Annotated in this window: 18 protein-coding genes and 1 pseudogene; 13 read left to right on the top strand and 6 right to left on the bottom strand. The window is 42.8% G+C overall.

What is annotated here, in order from left to right; all coding sequences use genetic code 11:
* Positions 1-214 precede the first annotated feature (214 nt).
* The 5 genes from mutY to BHC51_RS01240 form a co-directional block, all read right to left on the bottom strand.
* A complete protein-coding gene (mutY, locus tag BHC51_RS01260; RefSeq protein WP_100123661.1) occupies positions 215-1,285 on the bottom strand; it encodes an A/G-specific adenine glycosylase in 1,071 nt (356 codons plus the stop codon).
* Between the two features lie 243 nt (positions 1,286-1,528).
* On the bottom strand, positions 1,529-3,325 hold the full coding sequence (locus BHC51_RS01255) for an SEL1-like repeat protein (protein WP_100153136.1): 1,797 nt from the start codon (positions 3,323-3,325) through the stop codon (positions 1,529-1,531).
* A 483-nt stretch (positions 3,326-3,808) separates the two neighbouring features.
* Positions 3,809-4,867 (bottom strand): bifunctional transcriptional activator/DNA repair enzyme AdaA, encoded by a 1,059-nt coding sequence (locus BHC51_RS01250; RefSeq protein WP_100153135.1) that lies wholly within the window; start codon positions 4,865-4,867, stop codon positions 3,809-3,811.
* Between the two features lie 174 nt (positions 4,868-5,041).
* Complete coding sequence (locus BHC51_RS01245; protein ID WP_100100847.1) at positions 5,042-5,866, bottom strand: NYN domain-containing protein; 825 nt, start codon at positions 5,864-5,866, stop codon at positions 5,042-5,044.
* 119 nt (positions 5,867-5,985) lie between these two features.
* Entirely contained in the window at positions 5,986-6,270 is a 285-nt protein-coding gene (locus BHC51_RS01240) for a YciI family protein (RefSeq protein WP_100100846.1), read from the bottom strand.
* A 202-nt stretch (positions 6,271-6,472) separates the two neighbouring features.
* Here BHC51_RS01240 and BHC51_RS01235 point away from each other — a divergent pair, with 202 nt between their 5' ends.
* The 10 genes and pseudogenes from BHC51_RS01235 (at position 6,473) to BHC51_RS01195 (ending at position 17,399) form a co-directional block, all read left to right on the top strand.
* The gene (locus BHC51_RS01235; RefSeq protein ID WP_100153134.1) at positions 6,473-7,630 is read left to right on the top strand and encodes a THUMP domain-containing class I SAM-dependent RNA methyltransferase; all 1,158 of its coding nucleotides are present in this window, start codon (positions 6,473-6,475) and stop codon (positions 7,628-7,630) included.
* Positions 7,627-8,373 (top strand): pseudouridine synthase, encoded by a 747-nt coding sequence (locus tag BHC51_RS01230; protein ID WP_100100844.1) that lies wholly within the window; start codon positions 7,627-7,629, stop codon positions 8,371-8,373. The genes BHC51_RS01235 and BHC51_RS01230 overlap by 4 nt, the downstream gene beginning before the upstream one ends.
* Positions 8,374-8,496: 123 nt before the next feature.
* Complete coding sequence (locus BHC51_RS01225; protein ID WP_100100843.1) at positions 8,497-9,153, top strand: CsgG/HfaB family protein; 657 nt, start codon at positions 8,497-8,499, stop codon at positions 9,151-9,153.
* Positions 9,154-9,195: 42 nt separating this feature from the next.
* Positions 9,196-9,552 (top strand): DUF4810 domain-containing protein, encoded by a 357-nt coding sequence (locus BHC51_RS01220; RefSeq protein ID WP_100100842.1) that lies wholly within the window; start codon positions 9,196-9,198, stop codon positions 9,550-9,552.
* Complete coding sequence (locus BHC51_RS01215) at positions 9,552-10,244, top strand: DUF799 domain-containing protein (protein WP_100123656.1); 693 nt, start codon at positions 9,552-9,554, stop codon at positions 10,242-10,244. The genes BHC51_RS01220 and BHC51_RS01215 overlap by 1 nt, the downstream gene beginning before the upstream one ends.
* A 273-nt stretch (positions 10,245-10,517) precedes the next feature.
* Complete coding sequence (locus tag BHC51_RS01210; RefSeq protein WP_100153133.1) at positions 10,518-14,348, top strand: DUF3683 domain-containing protein; 3,831 nt, start codon at positions 10,518-10,520, stop codon at positions 14,346-14,348.
* A 146-nt stretch (positions 14,349-14,494) separates the two neighbouring features.
* Positions 14,495-14,926 carry a dsDNA nuclease domain-containing protein gene (locus tag BHC51_RS01205; RefSeq protein ID WP_180296397.1) on the top strand — a complete coding sequence of 144 codons (432 nt, stop codon included), beginning with the start codon at positions 14,495-14,497 and terminating at the stop codon, positions 14,924-14,926.
* 2 nt (positions 14,927-14,928) lie between these two features.
* Positions 14,929-15,114 (top strand): annotated as a pseudogene (locus tag BHC51_RS13230) (hypothetical protein); the annotation flags it as partial.
* A gap of 93 nt (positions 15,115-15,207) precedes the next feature.
* A complete protein-coding gene (locus BHC51_RS12990) occupies positions 15,208-15,615 on the top strand; it encodes a hypothetical protein (RefSeq protein ID WP_257384751.1) in 408 nt (135 codons plus the stop codon).
* 38 nt (positions 15,616-15,653) lie between these two features.
* Positions 15,654-17,399, top strand: a complete 1,746-nt coding sequence (locus BHC51_RS01195; protein WP_100153131.1) for a hypothetical protein — start codon at positions 15,654-15,656, stop codon at positions 17,397-17,399.
* A gap of 110 nt (positions 17,400-17,509) precedes the next feature.
* Here the strand turns inward: BHC51_RS01195 and BHC51_RS01190 are convergent, their stop codons facing one another.
* Positions 17,510-17,761, bottom strand: a complete 252-nt coding sequence (locus BHC51_RS01190; RefSeq protein ID WP_100153130.1) for a hypothetical protein — start codon at positions 17,759-17,761, stop codon at positions 17,510-17,512.
* Between the two features lie 603 nt (positions 17,762-18,364).
* On the opposite strand from BHC51_RS01190, the gene BHC51_RS12365 reads away from it, so the two are divergent.
* The 3 genes from BHC51_RS12365 to BHC51_RS01180 form a co-directional block, all read left to right on the top strand.
* Complete coding sequence (locus BHC51_RS12365; RefSeq protein WP_143558725.1) at positions 18,365-18,547, top strand: hypothetical protein; 183 nt, start codon at positions 18,365-18,367, stop codon at positions 18,545-18,547.
* Between the two features lie 199 nt (positions 18,548-18,746).
* Positions 18,747-19,496, top strand: a complete 750-nt coding sequence (locus BHC51_RS01185) for a DUF3304 domain-containing protein (protein WP_100153129.1) — start codon at positions 18,747-18,749, stop codon at positions 19,494-19,496.
* Positions 19,497-19,514: 18 nt separating this feature from the next.
* Positions 19,515-22,374: T6SS phospholipase effector Tle1-like catalytic domain-containing protein (locus BHC51_RS01180; RefSeq protein WP_143558722.1), on the top strand; the 2,860-nt coding region annotated here is incomplete at its 3' end.

Below are 22,374 nucleotides of genomic sequence, written 5' to 3'. Positions count from 1 at the left end.
AGCAAAAAGACAGCAACATTTCAGCAAGATAGCGTTTATACGTGACAAAGATGATAGCGTCAATTAAATTTACTCTAAATAGAGTAAAAAACAATATTATTCACAAGCAGCAATACTCACTGCCGTTTATTCACACAAACCAGACAAAATTAAAAATAAACATGCTCAGCAAGCATTCTCAATAACACTGTCATTAAATAAAAATAGTATTGGATTAAAACAGACTGCCTTGTACCGCATTCAAATATTCATGTAATGGTTTAGGAATACCATAGGCTGCTAAATTATCTGGCAGCACCCATTCACCAGCTATTTCGGCAGGTTTTATAGGTTGACAGTCTGCTTGTGCCTTGAAAGGCAAAATGAGTAACTGGCGGTGGGTTAAACGATGGCTGATTTCAGCGTCTTCGTTCAAATCTTCAACAGCAATACCAAATTGTGCTGCCAACTCATACAAAGCAGCCAGACTGTCCACACAAGGCACACACCACAAACCACCCCAAATACCTTTGGCTGGACGCTTATGTAAAAACACAGCCCCATCGCCATTACACAATACCAGCCAGTATAGCGACATATTTCTTACTGCCACCGCAGTTTTCTTGCGAGGTAATTCAGCAATACGGTCTTGCGCGCGTGCCATGCAAATATCACTCATAGGACATGCAGAACATACCGGCTTACTGCGTTTGCATACCGTCGCGCCTAAATCCATTAATCCCTGAATATAAGCCGGCATATCAGCAGCATCCAGCGGCAACAAGGATTCGGCTGTGCGCCAGAGTGTATCTTCAAACGCCTTGCTGGCAATATCACCATCCAGTGCCAGCAGCCGGCACAACACACGCTTTACATTGCCATCCAGAATCGTTTCACGAGCATTAAAACAGAAAGCGGCAATCGCCGCTGCCGTACTGCGCCCTACTCCGCATAAAGTTTGCAGTTCAATCCGGCTGCGCGGAAACTTGCCGGCAAACTCAGTTACCACCTGTCTGGCAGCCTTATGCAGATTCCGCGCACGGCTGTAATAGCCCAGCCCCTGCCACAAGCCCATTACCACATCTTCATCGGCGGCCGCCAAAGCCTGCACATTTGGAAAAGCAGCCACAAACCGTGGATAATAATCCAACACTGTCGTTACCTGTGTTTGCTGCAACATAATTTCCGACAGCCATACCAGATACGGTTCACGCGTCTGCCATGGCAAACCATGCCGGCCATACTGCCGCTGCCATTTGACTAAACGGAGAGCAAATTCCGGCATTGGTGTTGCTTGTTCATTCATAACGGATTAATCTTGAAATACCAAATTGTTAGCAAAGAAATCTGACTGTTACAGATAAAAAGCTAATATTGGTGACAATGGCCATAAAACAAGCAACAAATTTTGCAAAACCAGATTTATTTTATCTATACAAACATCATGATTCACCAGATACCCATTATAGATAATTTCAACGTTGTTTTTATCTGGTGACTTATAATATATAATAAAGACAAATATCTGATAAAAAATAAAGCTATTTTTTTATTTCAATTGCCCATATATCTCGCAGGCTTCCTGTTTACCATTTTCACAGCTTTTTCTAAGCAATTCCATAGCCATACGCTTATTTGGCTTTACACCTTTACCATTTAAGTACATCACTCCTAAAATAAACTGGGCTTCAGCATCATCCTGCGTTGCAGCCTGTTGAAAATACTCAATTGCTTTCAAATAATTCTGTTTGACACCATTACCAGAGAAATATTTTTTTCCTAAATCCAGTTGCGCATCCACATGTCCCTGCTCGGCTGCCAGTTGGTAATATTTCAATGCTTTTGCATCGTCCTGTTTTACAACTCTGCCAATTTGATACATATTAGCTAAATTATATTGAGCCATAACCTGCCCCTGATCTGCTGCAAGCTGATAATACTCAAATGCTTTTATATAATCCTGCTGCAAACCCATCCCATTATCATACAAATAACCCAAATCAGCCTGAGCAATAGCTTCTCCCTGATCAGCAGCTAATTGATAATACTCAGCAGCTTTTGCATAATCTTGTTTCATCCCTATCCCTTTATAGTACATTAATCCAAGATTATATTGTGCAGTGGCCAACCCATCTTTAGCAGCCAGATAAAAACATTTGGCCGCTTTTTGATAATCCTGTTTAATACCCTTACCGTTATATAACATCAGTCCTAAATTATAGATAGCATAAGAATAGCCCTGTTTAGCTGCCAGCTGGTAATATTTCACAGCCTCAACATAATCTTGTTGCGTAATCTGACCATTTTCATAAATAACACCGAGATTATATTGGGCAATAATATTGCCCTGTTCGGCCGCTAACTGATAGTAGCTCAGAGCTTTTGTATAATTCTGTTTTATACCATAGCCATATCTATAATATACTCCGAGATTAAACTGTGCAGTTACATTACCTTGTGCAGCAGCAAGATGAAAATATTTTACAGCCTGTTCATAATCCTGCTTTACTCCTAATCCATCACTGTACAGAAGCCCCAGATTAGTTAAAGCATCACTACACCCCTGATCAGCCGCTAATTGATAATATTTTAATGCCTGAACAAAATCCTGTGTTGTGCCTGTACCATTATGGTAAATCAGTCCTAATTTATATTGTGCATCAGCATTTCCCTGTTCAGCAGCAAGGGAATAATAATGCATTGCTTTATCATAACTTTGTTCTACCCCTTCACCATGATAGTACATTATCCCTAAAATATATTGAGAAGTAATTTCACCCTGCTTAGCTGCCAACTGAAAATAGTTAAAAGCTTTTATGTAGTCTTGTTTCACACCTTCGCCCAAGTAATACATCAATCCTAAAGAAGATTGTGCTTTAGCTTCATTCTGAGCAACCGCTAGCTGAAAATATTTTAGCGCTTCAAAATAATCCTGTTTTACCCCATTGCCATTTTTATACAGCAATCCAAGATTACATTGAGCCGAAGCATTACCTTGCTTAGCAGCCTGAATAAAAAATTCTTTAGCCTTAACATAGTCCTGCTGCACACCGTCGCCATTTTGATACATAACACCCAGAGCAAATTGTGCATTAACGTTTCCCTGTCTGGCTGCCATGCCGAAATATCTGGCAGCTTTCTCACAATCCTGACATACCTCTTCACCTGCATAATAAAATATACCCAAGTGAAATTGAGAATCTGCATCACCCCGCTGCGCCTGCATTTCAATATATTCTAACTCATTAAAATTATTTTCTTTTTCTTCAGAAACATCTTCTGCCTTGGTATCAGAACTAATTTGTTTTAATAAGGCTGACACATGTGAAATTGATTTTTCTTTCATCTATTATCCTTTTATTACAAATAAATTATGTATAGATTAGGTTAAAAACCATATCAATATATAGTTAACCATGATAACCAGTTCAATTAATATTAAAATTAATCAACACAATTACCAAAACTAAAATCTTTTCAAACACATTATAATTACAGACAAAAAACAGAGTAACTTTACCAGTTTCATTATTTAAGAACAAATAATCATGGAACAAGTAAAGACCGCTATACTACGCTGAATATTCCATTAAAAAAATTCCAACCAGCAATGGTTATTACTAAATCAGTTAAATTAAGGCTTCACCGCAGGTAAATTTTTATTGCCTACTGGACACAAGTTTGCCCTGTTTCAGCTTAACCACCGAAACCAGCCTATTAAAACCATGTTCAGTTAAATCAAGATTACGCAATATGGTTAAAGACAAACAGAACTGTGTATTTAAGCGGTGACAAAATCCAAGCAAACTACCCATTTGCACCCAAAAATTTATGATTGGTGATTATTTTTTTCATGATTAATAAGCCATTGTTTGCGCGCCAATCCACCACCATAGCCAGTTAATTGACCATTAGAACCGATTACTCTGTGGCAGGGAATAATGATGGCGACACGATTAAAACCGTTGGCACTAGCAACAGCTCTAACTGCTTTAGGATTATTTAGCTTTTCTGCCTGTTGCTTGTAAGTAGAGAGTTCACCATAAGGTATTGTTCTCAAACAATCCCAGACAGCTTGCTGAAAATGCGTTCCGGGTGTATGCAATTGAACAGTAAAGTTTGTCCTTTTACCCCGAAAGTATTCATCCATTTCAAGTCTGGCCTGTAGAATATGATTATTTTCACCAAAGATAATTGTCCCCTTAAGTAAATTTTGTAGCTGCCTGAACTCCGTTTCAAGCATACGTCGGTCAACAAACTCCAACAGACAAATACCCTGTTGAGTAGCACAAATAAACATAGGGCCAATAGGCGTGGTTAAACGATTGATAAGGATAAGATTCTCATTTGAATAATTGGAAGGTGATTTTTTGACAATCTTTTTATAGGTATAAGCAAAGCCACTTAATGATTCATATCCATTATCAAAAGCTGTATCCATTATCTTTTTACCCGTTTTCAACTCCTGATAAGCCTGATTAATCCGGTACATTCTTTGATAAGCCTGAAAAGTAATACCATAATTTTTTTTAAACCAGCGGCGAACAGTTTCTGGGCTGATTTGATGCTCTCTTAACAGCGCATCAGATATTCTTATCTTTGGATTTTCAGTACTGATTCTTATAGCATCAATCACCTGTTTGGGTGCTTCATTAGCATTCTCTGCTGGCCGGCAGATTTTACAGGGTCTGTAGCCTGCATCAAGAGCATCTTTAACCGTGCGAAAAAATTCCGTATTTTCAAATTTTGGCTTTTTCGCTCTGCATGCAGCTATACAAAATATTGAAGTAGTTTTAACACCTACGTAGAAGATACCAACATAGCTTGGGTCTTTTGCGAGTAAAGCTTGGTAGTATTTTTGGATTTCGATTCTATCTGTAAGCGGCATTATAATGCATTCCCTCTTTATTTCTTATAATTACAATAAATCTAGCAAACCATTTTATATCTGATTTATATCTGATTATTCTGATTCGTTCGTTTTACATCATACCCTTTTAATTTTATCTATTTAATCAATGAATGATTATTATAATGTAAATAATTTTTTACTAAAAATAATTTAAACCGTGTTTGTTTTTTCTTTTGTCTTAGCACAAGGCATATCTGATAAAATTAATTTACTATTCGATGAATGTGGGCGTATTCTGACAAGGCAAGAATTCCCTTTGTTTAGTTCAAATAGATTAATACTGGCAATTAAACTAGAAAATTTACTGTGTCCATAACTTTTAAAATTAAAATCTGGTTTTTCTACAATGATACGTTGTTTAACACATCCTAAATTACACCAGCCTTCTTTATTTTTTTGCGATTCAATAATCGAGGCTATTAGAGTGATTATTTGTTTTTTCAGCCTTATATTATTTTCTGATTTTGAATGGACAGACTGTTTTTGTTCAGTTTTTTTAGACTCTTCAGCAGTTATAGATACTGAATTTTTATTTGTTGACGAGTTTAATTCATCCATATAAATAAATTGATCACAAAAATTACGGTAAATTTTTGGAGTTTTAATATCGCCGAATCCATATACTAATAAGCCATCTGCACGAATACGTGTAGCAAGACTAGTAAAATCACTATCACTAGAGACGATACAAAACCCGTCAAATACTTTACTATGTAATAAATCCATCGCATCAATAATTATAGCAACATCGTTTACATTTTTTCCTTTGATATAAGCAATTTGTTGTATAGGTGTCAAAGCATTTGGTAATATTTTCTGACGCCAAGTTGTTAATCGTGAAGAACCCCAGTCACCATAAACACGTTTGATACCAATTCGCCCAAAGGTTTCAATTTTGTTTAGTATAGATTCTATAGTATTTGCACACACATTATCAGCATTGATGAAAACAGCTAGTTTCTTAGGTTGATTCATAAAGTTTGTATATCCTAAAAATAAAATTCATTAGAAAAAGGTATCCCAAACACCAACTAAAATTGCCAGCAAAAACCGAAACCAGTTCAGTAAACTAATCAGCTTACCCAGCAATAAAATCAGATAAATACTTCAAAACCATTCGCATATTTACTTGGTACAAACTCAATTACTTCATATTCAGCAAGCTTATGGATATAAAACGGGTCTTCCTGCAATATGGCTTCAGCAGCCTCTCTACTGCTGGCACGACACAGAATCACCCCGCCGACACACGGAACTTGCCGGCCTGAAGCAATAAAATGACCCATATCATAATGTTCCTGCAAATAAGCCAGATGGGCAGGTATATATTTCTCAATTTCATCTATAGAATGCAGATAAGTTAACTTAAAAATAAACATAGCACCTCCTTCAATAATTCATCAAAACATGCAGACATAAAGTTTGCTTTTCCCAAAATGCAGCTTCACACCAAATCACCTAAATTTGCGCACCCGAAAACACAAACAATGGTCAATACCTGACCTTCAATATTACAATCATACTATCCAAACATGCGTAAACAAGTTTAGCATGTCCTTTCCTCCTTAGTTAAAGTATTGCATGAATTCATATTCTCTTTTTGTAAGCTGTCCGCGCGGACTGGAAACCATATTAAATCAGGAACTGGTTACACTTGGCTGCGAACAGATTCACAACCACGATGGCGGTGTTGCCGTTAACGGTGATTTAGCCAGTATCTACCAGATTAATCTGCATAGCCGAGTAGCCAGCCGCGTACTTATTCGCCTGAGTACCGGCTACTTTCGTAACGAAAACGATATCTATCAGCAAGCTAAAAAAATTAACTGGCCTGAATGGTTTAACGTTGACAAAAACTTCAAAATTCATATCGAAGGCAAACAGGCACAAATCAACAGCCTGAATTTTGCTGCATTAAAAGTAAAAGACGCGCTCTGCGACGTATTTCGCGACAAAACCGGCAGCCGCCCCAGTGTAGAAAAATTCCGCCCGGATGTGCGTATTCATGTCTTCATAGAAAAAAACGAACTATCTATCTATCTGGATAGCAGTGGCGAAGCCTTATTTAAACGAGGCTATCGCAGCGATACCGGTGAAGCACCATTACGTGAAAATCTGGCGGCCGGCCTGTTACTACTGGCTGGTTATAATGGCAGCCAGCCATTCATGGATCCATTCTGCGGTAGTGGCACTCTCGCCATAGAAGCAGCACTGATTGCCACCAACACAGCACCCGGACTGGAGCGAGCTTTCGGGTTTGAAAACCTATGCAATTACAATGATGCTTTATGGCAACAACAGCGCCGTACCGCTTCAGCCGCTAAAAGCCAGCCTCAGGCACCCATTTTCGGCGCAGATATTGATAGCAAACTAATCAAACTGGCACAAAACAATGCCCGTTACGCCGAAGTAGAGCAACATATTCAATGGCAGGTAACTGATGCCTTAGATACTCGACCAAATGGTGCCAATGGCATTATGCTAAGCAATCCTCCCTATGGAGTACGCCTTTCAGAAATCCAGCTACTGCACGCCTTATATCCGCAGCTTGGTAGCTGGCTGAAACAGTATTTTGCCGGCTGGCTGATTGGCATGTTCAGTGCCGACCGCGATATGCCCAAACTGATGCGCCTATCACCCAAACGCAAAATCCCCCTCTTCAATGGTAATCTGGATTGCCGCCTGTTCCTGCTGGACATGGTGGCTGGTTCAAATCGACAGAAAGAGCACAAAGTATGACAACATCAGAACAAAATGAACCACAGCGCCTGTCCAAGCGCATGGCACAACTAGGCCTATGCTCGCGCCGCGAAGCAGATGGTTATATCGAGCAGGGCTGGGTAAAAGTTAATGGCGTTACCGCAGTACTGGGACAAAAAGTTATCGACTCAGACCGCATCGACCTCGACCGGCAGGCGCACCGCCAACAGGCCGAGCGCGTCACCATCCTGTTAAACAAACCGGTGGGCTATGTCAGCGCGCAGCCAGAAAAAGGCTACCGTGCCGCCGTCGAACTGATTACCGAAGCCAATCACTGGCAGGAAGACAAAAGCCGTATCCAGTTTCAGACAACCCATACCCGCCATCTGGCACCGGCCGGCCGGCTGGATATAGATTCAGTAGGTTTACTCGTACTCACACAGGACGGGCGCATCGCCAAACAGCTTATCGGTGAAAACAGCGGCATCGAAAAAGAATATCTGGTACGTGTCAGCGGCAAGCTTAGCGACAATGGTCTGGCATTACTCAACCATGGCTTGAGTCTGGATGGCGAAAAACTGCGTCCAGCCAAAGTTAGCTGGCAAAATCAAGATCAGCTACGCTTTATACTCAAACAAGGTAAAAAACGCCAGATTCGGCGCATGTGCGAACTGGTAGGTCTGCGCGTTACCGGTCTGAAACGGGTACGCATGGGCAAAATTAAACTGGGAGCCCTACCACCGGGACAATGGCGCTATCTAAGCGCACAGGAACAATTCTGATACCAGTCAACTTCCTGCATACAGTTTGCGTAATTAAAATATCTATATTTTTACCCAATATATTTTTGACATAAAAAAACAGCCTCTATATACTCCCCTTCAATATAATTAACACAAATAATCATGAATAAACTTTATTTAACCGCATTAAGTGCAGTTTTATTATCTGCATGTGCTACCGAAAGCTCTCAGATTCTGAACACTGCCAAAGTAGAAACCTATCAGCAGGCCTATAACGGCGCCAAGGCACCGCTGGCCGTAGGCAAATTTGATAGCCGTGGCAATCTCGGAGGCGGCATTTTCAGCAACAGCAACAATCAGCTTACCAGTCAGGCCAAAACCCTCCTGATGACCGATTTGCAGCAAACCGGACGCTTTATTGTTCTGGATCGCACCAATATGGATGAAATCCGCACCGAAGCCAGCATCAAAGGTATGCCCCAAAAACTTAAAGGTGCACGCTACGTCGTCACCGGCGACATTTCCGAATTCGGACGAAAAAATGTAGGCGATCAACAACTATTTGGCCTGCTTGGTCAGGGCAAAACTCAAGTAGCCTACGCCAAAGTAACCCTGAATATTGTTGATGTACAGACATCTGAAATCGTTTACTCAAGTCAGGGCGCCGGCGAATTTAAACTGTCTACACGCGAAATACTCGGCACAGGTGGTTACGCCAGTTACGATGGTACCCTCAATGGCAAAGTACTTGATTTAGCCATTCGTGAAGCCGTCAACAATCTGGTCAAAGGTATTGAGCAAGGACAGTGGAATCCATAACCTCAAATCAATAAAAACTTATCAACACACATCAAACCCAATATGAATAAAATACTAACCACAGCTTTAGCTGCCGTGTTACTGGCAGCGTGTGCCCAAAGACAGCAAGCACCTACCTTGTACTACTGGGGAGACTTCCACAAACTGCAATATCAAGCACTTGATGGCAAAACTACCCCGGAAGAACAGATTGCCAGCATGGAAAAATACTTCATCGATACCAGCAACCATCATAGCAAGGCAGCACCGGGTGCTCATGCCCATCTGGGTATGCTATACGCCAAAGTGGGCAACCGCGCCGGCGCCAAAGCCCAATTTAAAAAGGAAAAAGAAGCCTTTCCAGAATCAGCAACCTATATGGATTTCCTGATAAAAAAAATTGACGGAGGCAAATCATAATGCGTTTACGCCAGCTATTACTGCCACTATCCATCATCGCCTTACTTTCTGCCTGTGCCAACAACCGTCACCATGTACAACCGCGTGACTACAGCCAATTCCAGCAAAGCAATCCACACTCCATAATGGTGATGCTGCCAACCAACTCATCGGTAGATGTAAAAGCACCCTACGCAGTCGTGGCACAAACTACCCAGCCACTGGCCGAATCCGGTTATTACGTTTTTCCAGTAGCACTGGTTCATGAAACATTTAAAGACAACGGTTTAAATGATGGTGCAGAAATACAAGCCGTACAATTGAATAAAATCAGAAAAGTATATAATCCCGACGCCATTCTGTATTTAAACGTAGAAGACTACGGCACCAAATACAAAGTAATTAGCAGCGTAACCACCGTAACAGTCAATGCCAAACTGGTAGATGCCAGAAACGGTACAGTTCTCTGGACAGGGCGGAAAAACATCACCCTAGACTCCAGCAGCAACAGCAATAACAATGGTCTTTTCTCACTCATGGTTAATGCAGTGATTACCCAGATTTCCGATAAAGTATCAGACCGCGCCTATAAAGTTGCCGGAGTTGTCGACGCCAACTTATTATCCGCTCAGGAACGTAATGGCATCCTCTACGGTCCCTACAGCTCCAGATACAAAAAACCAGACACCACCACCATAGAACCAGTAAATTAATCTTCCAAGCCCTTTAGCAAAAAACTAAAGGGCTGATTACTTTTAGCCGTACCAGCAAAAACATTATACAGACCTCACAGTAGCTATCCATTTGAACAACTGTGTATATGAAACAAAATACCATCAAACCAGCAGATTTTTCCATTGCCACCATCACTGTTTTCACCTAAATTGTCACCAGACAAAACTGCGAAATATAGCGTAAATCAGTTAAAATAACCTACTTACAGCCTTACCAATTTAACGCCAGCAGAGCGGAACGGAACACGTTTAATGAGCACACAAGCCAATCAGCGTATACGCGAAATCCCCTATAACTACACCTCATATTCCGATCGGGAAATAGTCATCCGCCTACTCGGCAGCCATGCGTGGGATTTACTGCAACAACTGCGTGAACACAGACGTACCGGCCGTTCCGCACGCATGCTGTTTGAAATACTTGGCGACATCTGGGCAGTCATCCGCAATCCCTACCTCATCGATGACCTGCTCGAACACCAGCACCGCCAACAGGCACTGGTTAAAGAAATGCGCCACCGCCTGCACGAAATCCAGAAACGGCGCGACAACAACCAGCAAGTGGCAGTGCTGATAGAAAACACCGAACAAGCCATCAACGCTTTTGACAGCAGCTTTGGCCACACCCGCAGCAAACGCGAACAAGTATTCAATCGTCTGCGCAAAATCACCCACAAAGACAACATCATGTTTGATGGTCTGGCGCGCGTTACCCATGTCACCGATGCCACCGACTGGCGTATCGAATACCCATTTGTTGTCATCAACCCAGATCACGAAAAAGAAATAGCCCCATTAGTACGCGCCCTGATTGAACTCGAACTCACCATCATCCCACGCGGCGGCGGCACCGGCTATACTGGCGGTGCCATACCCATGGATGCCATGAGTGCCGTAATCAACACCGAAAAACTCGACCAGTACAGCCCAGTAGCCTTACAACAACTGCCCGGGCTAGAAGGCAAGCACCCCGTAATTACCTGCGGTGCCGGCGTCGTTACCCGCCGCATAGAAGAAGCAGCTACCGCCGCCGGCTGGGTATTTGCCGTCGACCCCACTTCCGCCGATGCATGCTGTATCGGCGGCAACATAGCCATGAATGCCGGTGGTAAAAAAGCCGTACTATGGGGCACAACTCTCGACAATCTGGCATGGTGGAAAATGGTCAACCCACAGGGGCAATGGCTGAAAATCGAGCGTATACGCCACAACTTTGGCAAAATTCACGACGAAACCACCGCCATCTTCGACATACACACCCTAGATGACGACGGCTATTCCATTATCAAAACCGAGCGCCTCGAAGTACCCGGTCAGCGGTTTCGCAAAGTAGGCCTAGGCAAAGACGTTACCGACAAATTCCTTGCCGGCGTGCCCGGAGTGCAAAAAGAAGGTACCGACGGCATCATTACCTCTGCTGCCTTCGTACTGCATCGCATGCCCAAATATACCCGTACCGTATGTATGGAATTTTTCGGTACCGTAGCCAATGCCACCCCGTCCATCGTCGAAGTACGTAACTACATGCTCAACCACCCAACCGTCAAACTGGCGGGGCTGGAGCATCTGGACTGGCGCTACGTGCGCGCCGTCGGCTATGCCACCAAAGCTGCCGGCAAAGGCCGCCCGAAAATGGTATTACTTGCCGACATCGTTGCCGATGACGAAAACGAAGTACAGACCGCCGCCGCACATATCGTGCGCCTAGCCAACGCCCGCTGTGGCGAAGGCTTTATCGCCGTTACCCCCGAAGCGCGCAAAACCTTCTGGCTCGACCGTTCCCGCACCGCCGCCATTGCCCGCCATACCAATGCCTTTAAAATCAACGAAGACGTAGTTATACCGCTGGAACAGCTTGGCAGCTACTCCGACGGCATCGAACGCATCAACATCGAACTGTCCATCCGGAACAAACTGGCCTTGTGTGCCGCCATCATCGACTACCTGCAAACCAAACTGCCGGTAGACAAGCTTGATACCGACCTGTCCAGCGCCGAATTACTTGGTTCACGCAAACAACATGCTCTGGATCACGTTACCAGCATCCAAACCCGCTGGACATGGCTGCTCAATCACCTTGATGCGCCACTGGTCGACTACCTCAAACAGTTTCCGCAAAAACTAGAAGATAACGAACCCGTGGGTAAGCAAAACTGCTTTATCGCCATGCGCGACTTCCACCTGCGTGTATCCGTAAAACGCGACATCATGCAGCCACTGGCAGAAATCTTCAGCGGCAAGACCGATACCCTCATCCTGGAAAAACTCGACGAAATCCACCGCCACATTATCCGTGGTCGTGTTTTCGTCGCCCTGCACATGCATGCCGGTGATGGCAACGTCCACACCAACATCCCAGTTAACTCCGACGACTACGACATGCTGCAAACCGCCCACCACGCCGTAGACCGCATCATGGCACTGGCGCGCAGCCTTAACGGCGTTATCTCCGGCGAACACGGTATCGGCATCACCAAAATCGACTACCTAACAGAAACCGAAATGCAGCCCTACTGGGACTACAAACAGCAGGTAGACCCGCACGGCCATTTCAACCGCGGCAAACTCATGCCCGGCGCCAACCTCGACAAAGCCTACACCCCTTCTTTCGAGCTGCTGGGCGTAGAATCCCTGATTATGGAACAGTCCGAGCTAGGCAAAATCGCCCATGCCATCAAAGACTGCCTGCGATGCGGCAAATGCAAACCCGTATGCAGCACCCACGTACCGCGCGCCAACCTGCTCTACTCCCCACGCAACAAAATCCTCGGCGTAGGCCTGCTTACCGAAGCCTTCCTGTACGAAGAACAGACCCGCCGCGGCGTATCCCTGAAACACTTTGACGAACTTAACAGCGTGGCCGACCACTGCACCGTATGCCACCGCTGCATCAAGCCCTGCCCAGTAAAAATCGACTTCGGCGACGTAACCGTAGCCATGCGCAACTACCTGCGCAAAGCTGGCAAAAAGAAATTCAACCCCACCGTATACATGGGCATGGCTTTTCTCAACGCCACCGACCCCAGAACCATCAAAGCCCTGCGTCAGGGCGTAATCAAAACCGGTTTCAGACTGCAAAACTGGGGCTATGAAATGGGCAAACATTTCAGCCTAGGCTGGCTCAAACGCCAGAAAACCGCCCCGCGTGCCACCACCGGCAAACCAGAAATCCGCGAACAGGTTGTCCACTTCATCAACAGGCCATTACCGCGCCACGTTCCGATTAAAACCGCCCGTGCACTGCTGAATATCGAAGACAACACCACCGTACCCATTATCCGCAATCCACAGATAAGCGAAGAAGCCGAAGCCGTATTCTACTTTCCCGGCTGCGGTTCCGAACGCCTGTTTAGCCAGATTGGTCTGGCCACACAAGCCATGCTGTGGCATGTTGGCGTACAAACCGTACTGCCACCCGGCTACCTGTGCTGCGGCTATCCACAAACTGCCGGCGGCAACAAAGACAAAGGTGACCAAATCACCATGGACAACCGCGTCCTCTTCCACCGCGTAGCCAACACCCTCAACTATCTGGATATCAAAACCGTAGTCGTAAGCTGCGGCACCTGCTACGACCAACTCGCAGATTATCACTTTGACAAAATCTTCCCCGATTGCCGCATCATCGATATTCACGAATACCTGCTGGAAAAAGGCCTGAAACTGGACGGCATCCAAGGCCAGCAATACCTCTATCACGATCCTTGCCATACACCCATCAAAACCACCCAGCCAGTCAAAGTAGTTAACGAGCTGATGGGACAAAACATCCCCCTGTCCGACCGCTGCTGCGGTGAATCCGGCATGTTTGCCGTCAACCGCCCCGATATCGCCACCCAAGTGCGCTTCCGTAAACAAGAAGAAATCGAAAAAGGCAAAGCCAAACTGCCGCAGGGCGAGCCAGTAAAAATCCTCACCAGCTGCCCCGCCTGCCTGCAAGGCCTCAGCCGCTATAGCGATGACACCAATACCAAGGCCGATTATGTGGTGATTGAAATGGCCAAACATATACTCGGTGAAAACTGGCAGGAAGAGTTTGTACAGAAAGCCAGCAATGGGGGAATTGAAAAGGTGTTGTTGTAAGTTCCTAAATAAGGTGACATGTAACAGTTAAATAAATTTTACATATAAAAATTTATTTAACTGTTTATTAATATAAATCAAATAATCTAATATACTGATATTAATAAAATAGTAACTAATTTTTCATTTAAATATGGGAGGTTATATTGGATATATCACAATCTGCACCAGAAAATAATCCTCTCGCTTGCCCACAACGCGAAAATGCTGGTGCCTTGACCTTCGAAAAATTTGAATATCAGTATCATTGGGCTTTATGCAGAATACTTGAAGCACATGAGGTATCCAAAGATTATGTAATATTTATGGAGTTACATGAAGATGTATTATTTGCTACTTCAACGGATAAAACAAAAGCCGAATTTGAGTTCACACAGGTAAAAAGCATTAGTTCTTCGCCATGTACAGCTACACAATTAGTAAAAATACAAAGTTCTAATCAAGCTAATTCATTATTGGGAAAAATGCTTTCTGGAATAAAAGATAAACCATTTATTTCAAGATTGAAAAATGTGGATCTCGTTTTAACTTGTGGATATAAGATAGATCTAAAAAAAGAAAAAAAGGTTATAAATTAAATATTATTACTATCAATGATATTGATGAAAATTGTTTACAAAAAATTCAAGATGCTATTAATAGAGAGCTAGGTGATTATCCATTACCACAATCATTAAGATTTGTTATACCAGCACTTCCATCTACAAGTTTTCAAGATACAACCAAAGGAAAAATAATAAATCTTATTGATAAATTTTATCCTAATTCAAAATGTTCACCGCTTACAATTTATAGAGCCATAATAGATGATTTACATCGTAAAGGTACAAACCAAAATAACTATTTAAATTGGGAAAAAATGATTAAAACCCAAGGAATTACCTACTCTCAAGTTCAAGAAATTATTTTGGTGAATACTGATTTTAATAAAGAAATTTTCATCCAAACGTTCGATGATCTAATTCCAGAATTGGGATTAAATCCATCAGATAAAATAAATATCCGAATAGACTTCAACAGATATATGAATACAATGCATATAGGACGTTCACTTGATACAGTTAATAATAAAAATGAGATTATAAAAGTAATTGACAATAATTTTCAAATATTTAAAAAACTTTCAGTTAAAGACTTTATAGAGGCTACATTAAATGATTTACCTCAAACAATTAAAAATAATTTTACAGATAGAACCGAACTTTTAGCAGCGATAATTTATGAATTGATAAATAAAAGCCATGAAAAAAGAACCTACAATCGATAATTACAAATTGCTTATAAGAAATCTAAGGACAAAACAATATGAAAAACTTAGTATTCCAACAACTTGTAGTAATATCAGAGTCAAAAAAACTGGGAAACCTGTTCAAATTCAATCCTCATCTAAATTTGATAACAGCAAAGAATAATAGCTTTGGTAAATCAACTTTAGCTAAATTATTAGTATGGACTTTAGGGTGTGAGCCATATTTAGATCCAACATGGAAGAACCTCGAAGTACATTGCCGTGTTGATTTTAATATAGGAGAAAATAATTTTAGGATAGAACGTTATAAAAAAACCATAATAATATATTGGCCTGATAATTCTCAAAAAAAATATTCTAATATATCAGGGGAGTATGCTGAAGAATTTGCTAAAATTGTTGGTTTTAGAGCTCTTTTACCCCAACGTAAGAAAGGGGTTGGAGACGACTTTATATTAGAGACACCTCCACCAGCTTTTTACTATTTACCTTTTTACATTGATCAGCAATCTAGTTGGTCTAAAACATGGATAGGTTTTTCTAGCCTAAGTCAATATAGCGACTGGCAAAAGACTATTATAAAATATCACACTGGATATCTAAGGCCAGAACACTTTGCAATTCAGAAAGAAATTGCTCAAGAAAACAAAGAAAGAAAAGCTCAAATACAAATTCAACAAAAAATTGATACAGCCATTGAAATAGTGAATACATACTTTCCCATTCCTTCTAAAACTATAGCTTTAACTAATGAAGAATTTGATATTTTAAAAAAAGAAGTATCAGAAGATATATCTAAACTTCAAGCCGAACAAGAAGAATTATTTAATATAATAGCAAAAGATAAAGCAAAACGTACCTATTTGTTAAGTCAGTTAGAGTTAGCTAATATAGCAGTAGACGAATTAGAAAAAGATTATTTATTCTCTATCGAATATCATAACAATGATGAGCTTTTATGTCCCTTATGTGGGACAATCCATAATAATTCCTCTCCTTATAGAGCTTCTATTCTTGCAGACAAAGACCAAGCCATTAAATTAGTTCAATCCTTAAAAAAAGAAATTGAGCTTATTGATAAAAATTTATCAGACAAGAATATTAAAATTACAATACTTCGAAGCAAAATTAATCAAATAAGAAACAAATACATTTCGAAGGATTTAGTTTTAGAAAAATCAAGCGTTGGGATAGATGATATTAACATCTTTGATATGTTAACAGTCAAAAATGTTGAAAAGCATGTACAACAAGCCAGAGCAAACAGCTTATTACTAGCAGAAGAAAATGAATTGGAGATAAAAAGGTTAAACCAAAAACAAACACAACTTTTATCAAAAGAACAACGTCTTTCCATAAATAATAATTTTTTAAAATATTTAAGTGATTATATCGACAAACTGGATGCAAAAGGAGTTAATTTAAAATCAATTAAATCTCCTATAGATTACAACAAACTGCATGGAAGTGGTGGCGCAGCTGAAAGTACCAGAGGACTACTCGCATATTATATGGCCATACTGAAATTGATAGAAGAAGCAGAAAATGAAGTTTTTGCATCCATTATCATTGATACACCAAATCAACAGGAACAGGCTAATTTTAATTATAAAAATATTTTAAATTTTCTTATTAATACAATTCCACCCCAAGCTCAACTTATTTTATGTGCAATGGATTGTAATGAAATTAATTGTTTCAAGGAAAAAGCTAATATAATTGAACTAGATGAAGAAAAAATTTTGAAATCATCTGAATTTATAAAGGCTAAAAAGTTATTAAATATGGACATATACCTATAATTTAATATCTCATTATTCCAAGAAAACGTAATATTATGTATATATTCTAATTTAAATAGATGCCTATAACTAAAAAAGAAATAGGCATTTTTATTCAAACTACAAGTATCTTAACGATAACAACCAACAACAACCTTACTGCTGCTTTCAATAGTGTTAATACTGGTTTTCAGGCTGGCAAGCAGTGTATTGAATATACCGGCAAATTGAAGCATACCCTGATTCTCCAGTAGCAAGGTTTGGCTGGGGATATGCGGGCGTTCAAGCAGGAGTTTGCCTAATGTGCTGCTAAGAAAATCAATATTATAGCTGGTACTTCCACAATATTCGATGATGGTGTTAAGCTCATGTTGTTTGAGCATTTGAGCTTTTTCTCTAGGGCTATATTTTTGTCTTGAATAATAGCCAGCTCTCAGGCCTGATCAAGCTGTAAGGCAGCAATATGTTATTGCTGGTTTATTATGCACTTCCACATTGGTTTGCTATTGGGCGCAAGAATGATATTTGCTGTTATATTGCTTTGCTAGCTGCCAAGCATTGACTTGTTTTATTTTTGGCTTTACTTGCAATTGGTTGTGATTGGGATATTAGTGATAGATGCGGAAATTTACAGCATTGGGCAAGCTACTGGATTGCTTTCATGTTGGTAGCCTTTCATTCTATGAATTTTGAAAAGCCTACTTACATACCGGCAAGCATAAGAAAAAATTGACTGACAGGCAGTATGAGCCGTAGGCAAAAAAACCTTCAGCCATGGTTCACTATATAAAGCGTACCCATAGCAAGGAAATCAGACAATAAAGCCGCGCAGTAAAATATTGGCGGTGTTGTTCATCATACTAAAACAGCTTGTCAAAACTGGCTGCGCTATTGAACGCAGCAGAGATATTTTGCGATTTAATTATGGGTGTGTTAATAAGCTGATAATGCCGGTGTACTAAATACTATTAATAGCATCTTTTATTATGATGAAAGGGTTAAAATTACCCGGTAAAAGTATTGAATTCAAATGGCCGGTAACCCATAAGCCGAAAATATTTCCCACTGAGGCGGGCGCCTGCCCGCTTCAATTGAAGCAATCCAGAAAAATCGTGGTGACTGCTTTTATAAGGCGCGCAATGCTCCCAAGCCGTGCCAGAAAATTCTGAAAATCAGCTTTTTCTTTAATGGCACCAATAATCATGAAAAAGCGGATAAAGTGCTAACCATTAAGCAGCCAGAAATAATAATTAACACTCTAAATATTGACGCATAACAATGTAAATTGATGACTGTAGTAATAAGATAGCAGAATAGAATGCATTGAAAATATTATTAATTTTGAAACTAATAAAAAAGGCAGAAAAGATGCAGAAAAAATGGCTAGGGCTGGCGCTGCTGGCGGCTTTGCAGCTTACAAGCTGTGCAAACCGTTTTGAGCCTTTTGTAGGCATTACCTCAGGTAAAAACCGCATGTATGCCGCGCCGGTAGAAGCAATTGAATATAACTATGAAAATATGGCTGGTGGCAGTATCGGCGGTGGCTGTATTCCGAATACGCCGGGCATAGATGATTATGAGGTGGGCAAAATGCGCTATGGTGGTGGCTCTACCTGTGGTGCAGCCGCATTGCGGGCAAAATGGACGCCGGGGATGACCATGCATATTTCCTGGAAAGTATTGCCGTATCCGGGCTGGCAAGCCAGAGGATTAGATTTACCAGGGATGAATCTTGATCATAAGGAATTGGCTATTATTGATCAATATGATGAATATTATTCTACCGATATTCCACTGCCACCGCCGCCGCCATCGGCGGGTGATGATTTTGGTGAGGTAGCCAATATTACGGTGCATTTTTTGCCATGCAACCAGATATTTATTACTTATGGCACCATTGAGGAAGGGCGTAATCCGGTGCACTGGAAACTGTTTGCTGAAAGCCAGAAACTCTGCACGCCACGCCCGAGTATAAAATCGATGGCGGATTACCGTAAAAACAAGGCGAAGCTGGATGCGATTAAGGCGGAACGCAAAACAATTCCGCAGGTAATTCTGCCGCGCTATATCAAGCAACTGGAGGCAGAAGGTAAATTGCCGCTGAGCAGCCAGAAATAATTATTAAAGGAGAGTACGATGGCAGGTAATAACCCCAATAACAATAAAATTTCGCTTCCTGATGTGTTAAATGGGCTGGGATTAGGTAAGGATGAAGCCAGCAATACGCCTAATCCGCCGCCGCCCGGTACCAGCAGCAAGCCCGCCAGCAGTGGCAGCAGTACGAATAGTGCCAGTGCCAGCGGCAATAAGAGTGGCACCGGCAGCAATGCACCGGGTGGTGTGGTGAATAAAGCCGGTAAACAGATTAAAAAAATCGGCGATGGGATTAAGCAGCTGGGTAAAGACCTTAAGCATGCTGGCGAGGGCATCAAAGAAACAGCGCAGGATACGCTCGGGGATATTTTGCCTGGTAAAAGTATCGAATTCAAATGGCCGGTAACGCATAAGCCGAAAATATTTCCCACTGAGGCGGGCGGGCGCCTGCCGGCCTCAATTGAAGCAATCCAGAAAAATCGTGGCGACTGCTTTTATAAAGCACGTAATGCCCCCAAGCCGTGCCAGAAAATTCTGAAAATCAGCTTTTTCTTTGATGGCACCAATAATCACGAAAAAGCGGATAAAGTGGTTACCGGCGCGAAACCACCAAGCGAGCAGGAGCTGAAAGCGCAAACTGCGGCGGCGCCGCAGGCCAAGCTGATTGGCGCCTATACCTATCCACGCACCAGCAATGTGACGCGCCTGTATCATGCCTGTATGGGCGCCGGTGGCACACCGGATGAAAATAACCTCAATCCAGATATGATCGAAAACGGCTGGTTCAGACATTATATTCAGGGCGTGGGCACGCGCTTTGAAGAAATCGGCGATCTGGATCCGGGCTTTGCCGGCGAAGCCTTTGCCCGCTATGGCCAAGCCAGAATCAACTGGGCGCTGACACGCCTGTGTGCCACGCTGGGACAATGCAAAGTTTATAATGACAAGCCGCTGAAGCTTACCACGGCGCAGAAAATGATTAAAAGCATGGATTCGGCTATCGGGCGCAAAGCTCAGCTCGACCAGTTTATCGATGCGCTGGTGCCGGCGCCGGGCAATAAGCCGCTGCCGCAGGCGATTAAGCTGTATGTAATCGGCTTTTCCCGCGGCGCAGCGGAAGGGCGCACCTTTATCAACTGGCTGCTGGATTATCTGCTGGAGCGGCCGGAAAATGCCGAGGCCAAGGAGCAGCTGGAACAATTGCTCAAACAGCGGCAGGAGCAGCGCGCCAGACTGCGCAAATATTATCGTAAATATCCGGATAAAGAAAAAGAAGCCATTAAAGCAGCGCAAGAACAAGAGGAAGAGGCCAATGGTGGTCCAACCAAACCACCTCAGGCCAATAATAACCCGCAGCCACAGCCTAACTCGCAGCCACAGCCTAAACAGTCACAGGCTAACCCGCAGCCACAGGGCGGCGCGAATAACAGCGCGCAGAGCAATGCCGGCAAGCCGGAGTTTATTTATCTGAAGCTGCGTGGCATTCCCATCAGCATTGAAATGGCCGGCCTGTTTGATACGGTGGCCAATGTGGGTATGTCGCCGCTGGTGTCGATGATTAGCGGCCATTTTGGCTGGGCGCATGGCACCATGTCGCTGGAGCGCGCCGCTGCCGCACGCTTTGTTAAAAGCTGCTACCACTTTGTGGCCGGGCATGAGCAGCGCAAAAGCTTTTCTGTAGAAAGCATCTGTATTGATGGCGGCTATCCGCATGGCGGCGGCGGCGAATTTCGCGAATACACCTATCCCGGAGTACATGCCGATATCGGCGGCGGCTATCCGCCGGGGGAGCAGTTTAAAAGCAATCTGGGGATGGGGCATGTGGTGGCACAGATTGCCTTGCATGATATGTATGCGCGCTGCTGGGAGCATGGTATGCCGATGCAGATTTGGGCCAAACATCCGGCATTAGCCAAACAGATGCAGCAAAAGCGCAAATTCAAATTAAAAAATTATGAAATGATGGATAAAGATGTATCAAAAGAATTTGAAACGCAGCCGGAGATGGTGGCGCGCTTTAATGCGTGGCGCGATGTGTCGATTACCGATAATTTGGATAAAAATTTGCGCCAGCAGGTGCATCATATTACCGCTTGGCGCATTTTGCGCTGGGTAAAGGACGGGGTGGATGGCTATGCCACGTTTCTGGGGCTGCAAATCACCCCAAATAAGGGGACGGCGGGCGAGAAGGAAAATCCGGCTCAGGTGAGTGCGCGCGAGCGCATCATCCGTCAGGGGCGCAGTAATGCCAATGAGATGGCGCAGGCTCAAGCCGGCGGAGGCTTGCCGGCACCGGCGCCGGCAGACATTACTAAGGATGATGAGGTGTGGCAGCAGGCGGGGCTGGGGGATATTCCGGCGGATAAACGCGGCGACTTTATGAATGGCATGATCAATAAAAATTATGATCCGCGCAATGATGGCTGGGATATGCTGGAGAGTGCCAAGGATTTCAAGGCTGATTATTTGCATCAGTTTAATTTTGAGTCTTTTTTGTCGCTGGGGTTTTTAATGAAAACTTTTGCCGGCAGTATCTATATGCTCAATAATGTGGATGAGGCAGAAGAGTTTAAGGATATTCACGAAAACGGCGATATACTTTATTTTGGTGATGCGGATAAGAAGGCACCACCCACGCCGCTACCACCCAATCAGGATGATGGTTTTAATGATGATCCGGTGAACACGGGTACCCAGCCTGCGAATAAACCCAAGGCAGGTGCTACGCCACCGATAGCACCGAATAATAAGAATAGTTCAATCTTCAGTGATTTATTTGGTGACCTGAATTTAAGTGAGGTGGTTACGGGTATTGCGGTTGATGTGCTCAAACACAAGGCGCAGCACGCCAAGGCTTTGCAGGATGCGGCCAGTGCACTGGGGGGTAAGCAGGCCAAAGGGG

Source organism: Snodgrassella alvi, from assembly GCF_002777745.1.
Taxonomy (GTDB): Bacteria; Pseudomonadota; Gammaproteobacteria; order Burkholderiales; family Neisseriaceae; genus Snodgrassella; species Snodgrassella alvi_D.
This window is presented reverse-complemented; position numbering and strand designations above follow the sequence as displayed.

Bases quoted from the DNA above. Each gene is read 5' to 3' on its own strand.
- mutY (WP_100123661.1), bottom strand. From the start codon at position 1,285: ATGAATGAACAAGCAACACCAATGCCGGAATTTGCTCTCCGTTTAGTC.
- BHC51_RS01215 (WP_100123656.1), top strand. From the start codon at position 9,552: ATGCGTTTACGCCAGCTATTACTGCCACTATCCATCATCGCCTTACTT.
- BHC51_RS01225 (WP_100100843.1), top strand. From the start codon at position 8,497: ATGAATAAACTTTATTTAACCGCATTAAGTGCAGTTTTATTATCTGCA.
- BHC51_RS01195 (WP_100153131.1), top strand. From the start codon at position 15,654: ATGAAAAACTTAGTATTCCAACAACTTGTAGTAATATCAGAGTCAAAA.
- BHC51_RS01240 (WP_100100846.1), bottom strand. From the start codon at position 6,270: ATGTTTATTTTTAAGTTAACTTATCTGCATTCTATAGATGAAATTGAG.
- BHC51_RS01245 (WP_100100847.1), bottom strand. From the start codon at position 5,866: ATGAATCAACCTAAGAAACTAGCTGTTTTCATCAATGCTGATAATGTG.
- BHC51_RS12990 (WP_257384751.1), top strand. From the start codon at position 15,208: ATGATTAAAACCCAAGGAATTACCTACTCTCAAGTTCAAGAAATTATT.
- BHC51_RS01230 (WP_100100844.1), top strand. From the start codon at position 7,627: ATGACAACATCAGAACAAAATGAACCACAGCGCCTGTCCAAGCGCATG.
- BHC51_RS01190 (WP_100153130.1), bottom strand. From the start codon at position 17,761: ATGCTCAAACAACATGAGCTTAACACCATCATCGAATATTGTGGAAGT.
- BHC51_RS01210 (WP_100153133.1), top strand. From the start codon at position 10,518: ATGAGCACACAAGCCAATCAGCGTATACGCGAAATCCCCTATAACTAC.
- BHC51_RS01255 (WP_100153136.1), bottom strand. From the start codon at position 3,325: ATGAAAGAAAAATCAATTTCACATGTGTCAGCCTTATTAAAACAAATT.
- BHC51_RS01220 (WP_100100842.1), top strand. From the start codon at position 9,196: ATGAATAAAATACTAACCACAGCTTTAGCTGCCGTGTTACTGGCAGCG.
- BHC51_RS01185 (WP_100153129.1), top strand. From the start codon at position 18,747: ATGCAGAAAAAATGGCTAGGGCTGGCGCTGCTGGCGGCTTTGCAGCTT.
- BHC51_RS01250 (WP_100153135.1), bottom strand. From the start codon at position 4,867: ATGCCGCTTACAGATAGAATCGAAATCCAAAAATACTACCAAGCTTTA.
- BHC51_RS12365 (WP_143558725.1), top strand. From the start codon at position 18,365: ATGATGAAAGGGTTAAAATTACCCGGTAAAAGTATTGAATTCAAATGG.
- BHC51_RS01235 (WP_100153134.1), top strand. From the start codon at position 6,473: ATGAATTCATATTCTCTTTTTGTAAGCTGTCCGCGCGGACTGGAAACC.